Origin of the sequence: Pseudomonas sp. (genome assembly GCF_048265905.1) — a bacterium.
Taxonomy (GTDB): domain Bacteria; phylum Pseudomonadota; class Gammaproteobacteria; order Pseudomonadales; family Pseudomonadaceae; genus Aquipseudomonas.
Map to the genome: position 1 here is coordinate 41,947 of NZ_JBLXAP010000005.1, position 11,525 is coordinate 53,471.

Here is an 11,525-nt window from a genome sequence, read left to right on the forward strand (position 1 = left end):
AATCAATAAGAAGCGCTTGGCCAATCCTGCACTCACAACACAGCGAGTGCGGATGATTCAATTGGTCACAGAGGGCTGAGTTGTGAAAACTCCAAGTGAACGCATCTACAGCAGCTTTATCGCATTGCAGGATTTAAAAACAACCGATACGCAGGCGATGTATGCAATCTATTCTAAGTTTTACCAGAACACCTCACACGCGATCTTTATCAATGACCTTCAGCATAAAACCGGTGCGATTGTTGCCCGCACACGCCAAACAAACCGAATAATCGGCTTCTCAACCCTAACCATTTTTGACTGTGATCTGCACGGCAAGAGAATTCGCGGCATTTTTAGCGGCGATACAATCGTTGAACCCGAGTACTGGGGCAGTCGCTGTCTGCATGTAGCGTTCTACAAGCAAATTCTCCTCGCTCGCCTACGCCACCCATTCACCCCCCTGTACTGGTATTTAATTTCCAAGGGCTACAAAACCTATCTGCTACTGACACGCAACTTTTACGACTTCTATCCAAACCGGAATAAGCAGGACAACAAGTTACGTGATGTCGTCAGCGCCTTCAGCAAACAACAGTACCCCGATGCATTCGATCCTGAACGCATGCTGCTGGACTTCGGCGACGGCGCACCGTGCCTAGATGACAATATTGCCAAAATCACCCCCGAGATTCGCGCCCAAGAACCTGATATTGCCTATTTTGAGGACTGCAATCCCAACTGGCGAAAAGGCACCGAACTGCCCTGCACGGGAGAAATTTCGTTCTCTGCGCTGCTGAAGTATTGCTATCACCTTTCACTAAAAGTGCTCAGGTTAAAACTCAAGGGCCGCGCCACAACCGAAGATCAAACACGCCCGAGTGTGCTCAAGGGCGGTACTGCTGGCCCCCAAATATGACACGACTCCTAGCGAGCCGCTTAGGCCATGGGCTCCTTAAAACCTTTATACAACGCGGGTTGCAACGCTTCGAGCGCGAAGCGCCGAATCTAGAGGCAATCCAACGGGGCATGTTACAAAAGTGGCTGCATAGCTATACCCGCTCATCATCAGGCAAGCATTCGCCTCTCAATGTGGGCGATGATTGGGAGCAATTCGGCAGCAAGCAGCCTTGCACGACGTACGACAGCTACCGAGATGCGATTGAGCGACAGCGCACCCTACAAATCCCCTTCCTCATTGACAGCCCAATTAGCCGCTATCAACCTACTAGCGGCTCAACCTCGGCAATAAAGTGGATTCCCTATACACAGGCTTTTTTAGGCGAACTTGATCAGGCGATAACACCTTGGATCGGTGACCTGTACAGACAATTTCCGAACATTGCGCAAGGCAGTCATTACTGGTCGCTATCCTGGATCCCAACCTCATTACGCGATGCTAGCAGCAGCGAACTGAATGACGACATGCAACTCATGTCACTCAGTAAACGCCTGATTGCAGGCCTCACCCAAACAGCGCCCGCCTCTATTGCCCTGGCTAAAACAGCCGATGATTCACTGTTCGCGACGCTCGCATATTTAGCCGCTGATGAGCAGCTCAGTGTGATCTCGATCTGGAGCCCTACTTTTGGCTTAGGCCTTCTCGAGCAACTAAGCACCTGCCGTGAAGAGCTTGCAGAGGTTCTTGAACGTGGTAGCTGGGGTGATCGAATAGGGGCCATGGGTAGCCTGAAGTGCCCTCAATCGCGCAAAACAGCACAGCGCTTAAAAGCCTGGGATGGTGTCGCAGACCCTGCATTTTTTGCGGTGCTTTGGCCACACCTTGCACTCCTTAGCGCCTGGGATACCGCGGCGGCGGAGCCTTGGGCTCAGCGCCTTAAGAAACTGCTCGCGCATGCTCAGTTTCAGGGAAAGGGTTTATGGGCGACTGAGGGCGTTGTTAGCATTCCAGTTCAAGGCCATTACCCATTGGCTTATCGCAGCCATGTATATGAATTTGAAGACCTCGATAACGGGCAAATTCTGGCCCCGTGGCAATTACGCAAAGGTCAGCAGGTCATGCCCTTGCTGACCACCGGCAGCGGGTTTGCGCGCTATCGCATGAATGACGTTTTGGAGGTTAGCCACCACTGGCGAACCTTGCCTTGCTTTACCTTTCTCGGCCGCAATGATGGCACTGATCTGGTCGGCGAAAAGATCAGCGCTACACTCGCACAATCAATACTCGACAGCCTGACCTACTGCGACTTACTTCCCATCACTCTACTTGCCCTTAGCGATAGCACCGCAGGGAAGCCCGGTTATGTCTTATTAATTGAGGGGCAGGCAGACACGACCTCAGTGCCCATCACGACCCTTGCGGCCCAGCTTGAACATGCACTTCTGGATAACTTCCATTACCGCCTAGCGCGGGACCTTGGTCAGCTTGCACAAGCCCGCTGCATCAGTTTGCCTAACATGCGCCAAATCTACTTAGAACAATCTCGCGCGCGCGGAATGCTTGAAGGGAACATAAAACTCGAAGCACTACGGCACTGGTCCAGCCCATTACCAATAGAGCTCCGCCACGCACTACAGGCTACCCAGTGAATAAAGAAATAGAAATTCAAACCCGCCTTGCCACGGCCCAAGACAATACCGCCCTTCTGGCGCTGCTCAAACGCACTCCGCAAATGGGCAGTATCACTCTGACATTTGAGCGAGAGCCAAATTTTTTTGCCGGCGCGCTCGTGAGTTGCGAGCATGAACATGTACTTGTTGCTGAGGACCTGAATACCCCTGGCGTACTTATTGCCATGATCGATATTGGTCTGCGTCGGCAGTACATCGACGGAAAAGTTGAAGCAGTCAGATACTTACATGACTTACGCGTTGCCCCTGAAGCTCGTGGAGGAAAAGCCTTAAAAGCGCTGTTTCTGGCCGTTGCCGACCACACCAACACTCAAGAAGAATGGATGGAGGCCGTGATTTTGGAAGAGAACCTTCTTCCACTAGGCATCATTGATCGGGGTCGATCCTGGCTGCCGAACTTCTATCCAGGCGGACGCGTCATCACCAGCTTAATACCTGCCCAGAAACGAAAAACTGTACCCACCAACAACCTGACAATCCGCGCAGCAACCACAAGCGATGCAACCCTGCTACAACAATTGTGGGATGAGGCTAGCCACCGTCAGGGATTCCCACTTTATAACGTCAATGACCTGCTAGCTGGCAATGGCTATTACCAAGGTTTAAAGATCACTAGCTACCTGATTGCCTTCATCAACGGTAAAGCCGTTGGTACTGTGGGCATGTGGGACCAGAAGCCTTTCAAGCAAACATGCGTAACCCGTTACACGCCCTGGCTGGCTGTGTCACGCCTAGCTTATAACCTGTACAGCATGCTATTCGGCGGCATACACCTGCCGCCGCCCGGCAATTGTTTCGACTACTTGACGCTACATAGTCTGACGATTGACCAAGATAATCCGGAGGTATTTAAAGCACTGCTCGATTATGTGATTGAGCACTACCTACAACCCAAACAAAGTCTTGTCTGTGGGTTCTTTGACAATCACCCTCTGGAAGCCGCGCTTGAGGCCTATAAACGCCAAAAACTTTATAGCCGCCACTTTCTAATCAGTTACCAACAAGACCCAAGTGAATCGCAGAGTTCCACCGTACGTCACGTTGAGATAGCTCGTCTGTGAGCGTCAGCCTGAGTGAGCCACCTGCTGATTCATCAATGTCTACAGCGGTGTCGCCTGACGCCTATCAAATGAACCGCAAGACGCAGACGCGACTTGCCATATTTGCCAGTTTGTTAGCGTTGGCAGCATTAGCCTATTCGAGCTACTGGTTGCTTCATTTGCGTTTTATCGAAAGCACAGACAATGCCTATGTACGAGCCGATACTGTAATTATTTCTAGCCAGCTCGCCGGACGTATCGATCAAGTCCTTGTCAATGACAACCAGTGGGTTGAGGCAGGGGAGACCCTTGCACACATTGAAGATGCAGATTTTAAATTCAATGTTGTGCGCAGCGAAACACAGATAGCTAACCTTGTTGTACAGCTCGACGACTTAAGCAATCAGCGTGATCAGCAACTCGCCAGCATTGAAGCGCAAAAAGCTGCAATTCGTGCCAGTCACGCAGAGTTAAAGCGCCATCAGCAAGACCTTGAGCGTATCCGTAAAATGCGCACCAATGGGTTTGCATCTGAGCAAGCCTTCTCCACCTTATCGGCAAATGTAGCCGTGGCGACAGCCAAGCTTGATCAAGCAAAATCGGCACTTAAAGGCCAACAAATAGCCTTGGCGCAGCTCGACAACCGCCGCCAACAACTAAAAACACAAGTCACGGGCCGCAAAAACGAACTGCACCTGGCCGAGCTCAACCTATCCCGCACAACGATCACCGCCCCTGTTGCAGGCAGAGTTGGTAATCGCTCACTTAACCTGGGGGAATATGTGCGCCCTGGTGAAGCATTGCTATCGCTGGTGCCGCAAACCAAGTGGATACAGGCAAACTTTAAAGAAACGCAAATTGACTCAATACGTAAAGGCTACAAAGCTCAGCTACGCTTCGATGCCCTACCTGACTTGGTTATTGAAGGCGTCATCGATAGCCTGCAACCGTCTACAGGATCTCAATTCAGCCTACTACCGCCGGACAATGCCACAGGTAACTTCACTAAAGTGATCCAGCGGGTTCCAGTAAAAATCCTGCTTCCAGAAGATTTTACTGAGCTGGAGCAAATACGTCCCGGCCTCTCGGTAGAGGTGACTGTTGACCGACGCCAATAGCACCTCAACATCCTTGCAAGAGCCTAGCTTACGCGACTGGATAGCCGTGCTCAGCACTATGTTGGGCGCGTTTATGGCGGTTATCGACATCCTGATTACCAACGCCTCACTGAAAGAAATTCAATCCGCTTTAGGTGCAACCATCACCGAAGGCTCATGGATATCAACGGCATACCTGGTTGCAGAAATCATCATCATTCCCCTCACCGTATGGCTCAGTGACCTATTGGGCAAACGCCGTTTAACAATATGGCTGACGCTTGGTTTTATTTGCTCTTCCCTGCTGTGCTCTCTCGCTTGGTCGCTCAACAGCATGATTATCTTTCGTGCATTCCAGGGTCTTTGTGGCGGGGCCTTTATTCCACTTGCGTTCAGCATGGTACTGACCCACTTGCCTGCACACCGGCGCCCAGCCGGTATGGCTCTGTTTGCCGTAACTGCAACATTTGCCCCCGCAATAGGCCCCACCATTGGTGGTTGGCTGACTGAGACTCTAGGCTGGCAGTACTTGTTCTATATCAACATCCCGCCTGGACTGCTGATGATTATGGGTTTGATGTACGGCCTGAAAAAACAACCCATCAATTGGAAACTTCTGGGTCAAGCAGACTACGCAGGCATATGCACCATGGCGGTTGGTTTAGCAGCGCTGCAGATATTTCTGGAAGAAGGTTATCGCAGCGACTGGTTCAGCTCACGCATGATCGTAATCCTGGCGATTGTCGCGTTTATCAGCCTCGGCGCATTTATTACTATTCAGCTGTCCCGCGACACCCCGTTACTCAATTTGCGTATATTGAAAAATCGTAACTTTTTCCTGAGCTGTATTGCCACCGTAGGCTTGGGCATCGGACTGTACGGTTCAATCTATGCATTACCGCTGTATATGTCGCAAATTCAGGACAACAGTCCACTGCAGATCGGCCGACTAATTATGTGGATGGGCCTTCCGCAACTGGCGATTATTCCTTGCGTCCCCCTGCTCATGCGCTTTATTGACCCGCGCATACTCTGCGCCATTGGTTTTATGTTGTTTGGCTACGCAAGTTTTCTTAGTGGCTCGCTAAACCCAGATATGGGCGGTGAGCAATTGCTGCATATTCAGCTAATTCGCGCCGTTGGCCAGCCATTAATCCTGATCACCTCATCCCTGATTGCAACCAGTTATATCGAGCCCAAAGATGCTGGCGCAGCATCAGCTTTGTTCAACATCATCCGAAATCTCACTGGCGCCATTTTCATTGCACTGTTAGTGACCATGCTGCAAAACGATACCAGCCGCAATTATGAGTATTTACGTGAGTCACTCAGTAGCCTTAACCCGCAAGCACTCAGCCGCTTGCAATGGCTGACTGACAGGCTGGGTAACGCCGACCGGGCTCTGGCAATAGTCGTCGAGCAAACCCGTGAGCAGGCCTCGATCCTGGCTTACAACGAAGCATTCCACATCATGGGGGTTGCCCTGATAATCAGCGTGCTTGCGATGTTTTTTACCCGCAGGCTTCCGGCAGGATTGAAAGCCGGCGGAGCGCATTAAGCTCAATACTGCTCAGAGCCCTCTCAAGCAACCCTACGACGGTAAGCCCAAAGTAGCCGGGTGCGAAACGGACTGTCCACGCTCTAACGCAGACGCGTTTAGTCATTCAGGTAGCGCCGCTGCACCCTCGCTGTGACTTTGGTCAACAGCTCATAACCAATGGTGCCCGCAGCCCGAGCCACTTCATCGACGGGCAACTGCTTACCCCACAACTCCACCGAGTCGCCAATAGCAGGTGCGGCTAAATCAGTCAGATCGACCGTCAACATATCCATCGAAACCCGGCCGATCAGTGGTACGCGCTGGCCATTGACCACTGCCTCTGTGCCCGCCGGGGCATGCCGAGGATAACCGTCGGCATAACCGCAACTCACGGTACCTATTACCGAGTCTCGCGGGGCTATCCAACTGGCGCCATATCCAACAGACTCGCCCATGGCGACCCGCCGCACGGCAATCAGCTGCGCGGTCAGGGTCATCACTGGCATAAGACCAAGCTCGGCGACGCTTAAATCCGCAAAAGGTGTGGCGCCATAGAGCATGATGCCGGGACGCAGCCAATCCATATGCGCAGCAGGGATCATCAGAATCGCCGCAGAATTGGCCAGTGAACGTTGATTGAAATCCAGATCAAGCACATCAAGGAAGCACTCAAGCTGACGCTCCGTCAGCTCATGGCCACGCTCATCCGCGCAGGCAAAGTGGCTCATCAGGTTTAGCTCATTGCATTGGCGACTGTCGCGCAAAGCCAGGTGTGCCGCACGCAGCTCAGTGCTATCAAAACCCAGACGATGCATGCCACTGTCGAGTTTTAGCCATATGTTCAGCGATTGCCCTTCAGGGGCGCCAAGCACCGCAGCCAATTGCTGGTTGTTTTGCACCGCGATGTCCAGCCGCAGTTGTTGCGCCAGCTGCACCTCGACGGCTTCCAAACAGCCTTCGAGCAACAATATGCGTGCCTGCCCGTGCATGGCGCGTACCTGTGCGGCCTCTTCCAAGCTGGCAACAGCAAACCCATCAGCAATGTCATGCAACGCTGTAACCACTTCACGCACGCCGTGGCCATAGGCATTGGCCTTGACCACCGCAAATGCCTCACGCCCCGGCGCGCAGCGCTTGGCGACAGCGTAGTTATGGCAAACGGCATCCAAATCGATGGTGGCAACAAGAGGGCGCATAAACACAGCATCCAAATAGAAAAACAGGCGGCCAGTTTAACGTCTGGACGCCTGTTTTTATTGATCTAGGGAAAGTTTTACGCTGAACACACAGCCAGTCTTGGCCCGTAGTGTTTAATCTTCGTCGAACTGATAGCTACCCGGCGCCAGGTTTTCGAAGCGCGAATATTTACCGAGAAACGCCAGCCGAGTCGTGCCGATTGGACCGTTACGTTGCTTACCGATGATGATTTCGGCAACGCCTTTGTATTCAGTCTCCGGGTGATAGACCTCATCCCGATACACGAACATGATGATATCGGCGTCCTGCTCGATCGCACCAGACTCACGCAAGTCAGAGTTGATTGGCCGTTTGTTTGGCCGCTGTTCAAGGCCCCGGTTAAGCTGCGACAGGGCAACGACTGGGCAGTTGAACTCTTTCGCCAATGCTTTAAGCGAGCGCGAAATCTCGGAAATTTCGTTTACCCGGCTTTCACTGCTCGAGCCTGGAATCTGCATCAACTGCAAATAGTCGACCATAATCATGCCGATTTCGCCGTGCTCACGGGCCAGACGCCGAGTACGAGCGCGCATTTCAGACGGTGAGATACCGGCGGTATCATCGATAAACAACTTGCGGTCGTTAAGCAGATTTACTGCGGATGTCAGGCGCGGCCAATCGTCATCATCCAAGCGTCCGGCACGCACTTTGGTCTGATCGATACGGCCAAGGGATGCCAGCATACGCATGACGATGGAATCAGCAGGCATTTCCAACGAATAAACCACAATCGCCTTGTCGCTGCGCAGCACCGCGTTTTCAACCAGGTTCATGGCGAAGGTGGTTTTACCCATCGACGGACGACCCGCAACGATCACCAAGTCGGCGGGTTGCAAGCCACTGGTTTGCGCATCGAGGTCAGTAAAGCCAGTCGACAGACCGGTAATGTCATCGCCACTGTTGAACAGGGTGTCGATGCGGTCGATGGCCTTAACCAGAATATCGTTGATCGCCATCGGCCCACCGGTCTTCGGTCGCGCCTCGGCAATCTGAAAGATCAGGCGTTCGGCCTCATCAAGAATCTCTTCACCCGTGCGGCCCTCTGGGGCGTAGGCACTGTCAGCGATCTCGCTGCTGATACCGATAAGCTGGCGTAAAGTGGCGCGTTCACGAATGATCTGCGCATAGGCCTTGATGTTGGCCACCGATGGTGTGTTCTTGGCGAGCTCGCCTAAATAAGCCAAGCCACCGGCGGCAGGCAACTGACCTTCTTTGTCCAACTGTTCGGACAGGGTCACCACGTCAAACGGGTGGTTACGCTCTGCCAATTTGAAAATGGCGCGGAAGATCAGCCGGTGATCATGACGATAGAAGTCACCATCCGAGACCTGATCAAGCACACGCTCCCAAGCATTGTTGTCGAGCATCAAGCCACCGAGCACAGCTTGTTCCGCCTCAATCGAATGCGGCGGCACTTTTAGCGCCGAAGTTTGCAAGTCGTATTGCTCGGGAATGCTGATGTCGTTCATAAGTTCTGAGAATAATTCTTTAGGTGCATAAAAACAAAAGGCACGACATCGCTTTCGCAATGCCGTGCCTGATTGTCAGCAGACCCGCACCGAAGTGCAAGATCTACTATGTCGCATACTGCTTAAGTGAATCTCTGAAAAAATACTGCGCTAGAGATTACTGCGTTGAAAAGCTGCTCAAAATGCTCATTTAGAACGACTAAACTGTGCTTTTTCGCATCTTTTCGCCTTGTACTCCCGGCGCTCGCTACCTTTTTCAAAGGTTCCTACGCAGCTACAACAACAACCTTAACGGTTGCTTCAACGTCGCTGTGCAGGTGCACGGCTACGTCGTATTCGCCAATTTGACGAATAGTGCCGTTCGGCAGACGAACTTCAGCTTTAGCTACTTCAACGCCAGAGGCGGTCAGAGCATCAGCGATGTCGTGAGTACCGATCGAACCGAACAGCTTGCCCTCATCGCCCGCAGTAGCGGTGATGGTGACTTCCAGTTCAGCCAGCTGAGCAGCGCGAGATTCAGCAGAAGCTTTCTTCTCGGCAGCAATTTTTTCCAGTTCAGCGCGACGTGCTTCAAAAGCAGCAACGTTTGCAGCAGTAGCTGCAGTCGCCTTGCCTTTTGGCAGCAGGAAGTTACGGCCGTAACCAGACTTAACGTTCACTTTATCGCCCAGGTTGCCCAGGTTGGCGATTTTTTCCAGCAGGATCAGTTCCATTTGGTAATAACCTCTTAACTTTTAACCTTCACCGTTCGTGGAGTCAGAGCCTTTTTTACGCTCATGACGCCCACGAAAATCAAACAGACTGTCGACAATGGCGATTACCACCAGTAACGGATAAGTCAGCTGCATAAACAGCAGCAGCGTGATGTACAGCCCCACAAGCCAAAACTTGGACATCCGCCCTTGCGCCACCAACCCATGAATCAGGGCGATGCCTGCAAACGCCAACGGTACGCTACACAACGGTGTCAGCATGGCCATTTGTGGACCGAGGTTCGGCCCTAACAGCATGCCCACCAGCAGCAACATCGCTAACGGCGGCGGCAGTCTCAAGCTGCGAAATTCGCGCCCGAAACCACCCGGGTTATACAACAACGCCTGCCAGTATCGCCCAAGCATCAGGCTCAACAGGCTGACAATCTGCAGCAAAGCTGCCAGTAAACCGGTCAGCACCGGTGCAATTAGGTTGTCCAGACGCGCTCGCTCATCTACCGACATTTGCTGGTAGACCCCATCAAGCACTTGCGGCATGAGCTGTTTCAACTCACCCGCCATTGCATCGATAGGTTCACGGAACACCGCACCCAAAACCAACCCGTACACCAGGCCTAATGCCACACTGCAAAGCAGTACACGGTTCCACGACATACTGGAGCGCAACAACAACCCCATCCCCAGCGCGCCCAGCAACACCAATAAGGTGCGCGGTTCGCCGAAGTACCACCAAGCAATTGCTGGCAGTAATGCCCATGCGAGGATGCCTAGGGCATCACTCAAACCGCGCCGCAGGAGTACAAGACAACCTGCTGCAGCACTCAACCAGAACAGCAGCGGCAATGCCGCCGATCCGACCACTACAAGAGTGGCCTGCACACGGCCGCGCATAATAAATTCAGCTAAGGCGCGCATGCGTTAATCCCTTACTACTTGTCGAACATCCGGTCTTAGCGGCCGTGGCTGTCGGTGTAAGGCAGCAGGGCCAGGAAGCGGGCGCGCTTGATAGCGGTAGCCAGCTGACGCTGATAACGAGCCTTAGTACCGGTGATACGGCTAGGAACGATTTTGCCGGTTTCCGAGATGTAAGCTTTCAGCGTGTTGAGATCTTTGAAATCGATCTCTTTCACGTCTTCAGCGGTGAAACGGCAGAATTTACGACGACGGAAGAAACGTGCCATTTGATAGGCTCCTCAATAGATCCGTGGATTACTCGTCAGCGTTGTCGCTGTCGTTGTTGTCGCTGTCATCGCTGTTCGAGTCGTCAGACTCAGCGTTTTCAGGACGGTCACGACGCTCACGGCGCTCACTGCGGTTTTCTTCGGCCTTGAGCATCTCCGACTGTTCAACGACTGCTTCTTCGCGACGGATGACCATGTTACGGATCACAGCGTCGTTGTAACGGAAGTTGTCTTCCAGCTCAGCCAAGGCTTTGCCAGTGCACTCAACGTTCAGCATCACGTAGTGAGCCTTGTGAACGTTGTTGATAGCGTACGCCAACTGGCGACGGCCCCAATCTTCCAGACGGTGAATTTTGCCGCCGTCTTCTTCGATCAGCTTGGTGTAACGCTCAACCATGCCGCCGACTTGCTCGCTCTGGTCCGGGTGAACCAGAAAGATGATTTCGTAATGACGCATAAATGCTCCTTACGGGTTGTAGCCTGCCGCTTAATGCGGTCAGGCAAGGAGTGAAGATCACTTGTTTAGTCTTGCTGAGCGGAGGGCACAAAAGCACCTGCCGTCACGGCAAGGGGCGACATTCTAGAGAAGCACCCTACTACAAGCAAGGTAAACTGGTGATTATTTGAACAATTACAGCCGAGCGGCTGGACGCCTCGCCACTCACCGAGAATGGCCCC

Annotated in this window: 11 protein-coding genes; 5 read left to right on the forward strand and 6 right to left on the reverse strand. The window is 52.7% G+C overall.

Annotation, left to right across the window (positions count from 1 at the left end; translation table 11 throughout):
- Positions 1 to 124: 124 nt before the first annotated feature.
- From ACN0UH_RS08880 to ACN0UH_RS08900, 5 genes are read left to right on the forward strand one after another with little or no spacing between them, the layout of a single operon-like run.
- Positions 125 to 898 carry a hypothetical protein gene (locus ACN0UH_RS08880; RefSeq protein ID WP_417661722.1) on the forward strand — a complete coding sequence of 258 codons (774 nt, stop codon included), beginning with the start codon at positions 125 to 127 and terminating at the stop codon, positions 896 to 898.
- Positions 895 to 2,529: a GH3 family domain-containing protein gene (locus ACN0UH_RS08885; RefSeq protein ID WP_417661723.1), complete on the forward strand. Its 1,635-nt coding sequence runs from the start codon at positions 895 to 897 to the stop codon at positions 2,527 to 2,529. Before ACN0UH_RS08880 ends, ACN0UH_RS08885 begins: the two co-directional genes overlap by 4 nt.
- Positions 2,526 to 3,632 (forward strand): GNAT family N-acetyltransferase, encoded by a 1,107-nt coding sequence (locus ACN0UH_RS08890; RefSeq protein WP_417661724.1) that lies wholly within the window; start codon positions 2,526 to 2,528, stop codon positions 3,630 to 3,632. The genes ACN0UH_RS08885 and ACN0UH_RS08890 overlap by 4 nt, the downstream gene beginning before the upstream one ends.
- A 35-nt stretch (positions 3,633 to 3,667) precedes the next feature.
- Positions 3,668 to 4,729 carry an HlyD family secretion protein gene (locus ACN0UH_RS08895; RefSeq protein ID WP_417661725.1) on the forward strand — a complete coding sequence of 354 codons (1,062 nt, stop codon included), beginning with the start codon at positions 3,668 to 3,670 and terminating at the stop codon, positions 4,727 to 4,729.
- A complete protein-coding gene (locus ACN0UH_RS08900) occupies positions 4,713 to 6,266 on the forward strand; it encodes a DHA2 family efflux MFS transporter permease subunit (RefSeq protein WP_417661726.1) in 1,554 nt (517 codons plus the stop codon). The genes ACN0UH_RS08895 and ACN0UH_RS08900 overlap by 17 nt, the downstream gene beginning before the upstream one ends.
- Positions 6,267 to 6,364: 98 nt before the next feature.
- Here the strand turns inward: ACN0UH_RS08900 and alr are convergent, their stop codons facing one another.
- From alr to rpsF, 6 genes are all read right to left on the reverse strand, one after another.
- Positions 6,365 to 7,444, reverse strand: coding sequence for an alanine racemase (gene alr / locus ACN0UH_RS08905; protein ID WP_417661727.1), 1,080 nt, complete (start codon positions 7,442 to 7,444; stop codon positions 6,365 to 6,367).
- 114 nt (positions 7,445 to 7,558) lie between these two features.
- Positions 7,559 to 8,953, reverse strand: a complete 1,395-nt coding sequence (dnaB, locus tag ACN0UH_RS08910) for a replicative DNA helicase (RefSeq protein ID WP_417661728.1) — start codon at positions 8,951 to 8,953, stop codon at positions 7,559 to 7,561.
- A gap of 266 nt (positions 8,954 to 9,219) precedes the next feature.
- Positions 9,220 to 9,666, reverse strand: a complete 447-nt coding sequence (gene rplI / locus ACN0UH_RS08915) for a 50S ribosomal protein L9 (protein WP_417661729.1) — start codon at positions 9,664 to 9,666, stop codon at positions 9,220 to 9,222.
- A gap of 21 nt (positions 9,667 to 9,687) precedes the next feature.
- Positions 9,688 to 10,581: a hypothetical protein gene (locus tag ACN0UH_RS08920; RefSeq protein ID WP_417661730.1), complete on the reverse strand. Its 894-nt coding sequence runs from the start codon at positions 10,579 to 10,581 to the stop codon at positions 9,688 to 9,690.
- A 35-nt stretch (positions 10,582 to 10,616) separates the two neighbouring features.
- Complete coding sequence (gene rpsR / locus ACN0UH_RS08925) at positions 10,617 to 10,847, reverse strand: 30S ribosomal protein S18 (protein ID WP_003246847.1); 231 nt, start codon at positions 10,845 to 10,847, stop codon at positions 10,617 to 10,619.
- A gap of 28 nt (positions 10,848 to 10,875) precedes the next feature.
- Positions 10,876 to 11,304, reverse strand: coding sequence for a 30S ribosomal protein S6 (rpsF, locus tag ACN0UH_RS08930; protein WP_087518366.1), 429 nt, complete (start codon positions 11,302 to 11,304; stop codon positions 10,876 to 10,878).
- Between the last annotated feature and the right edge of the window lie 221 nt (positions 11,305 to 11,525).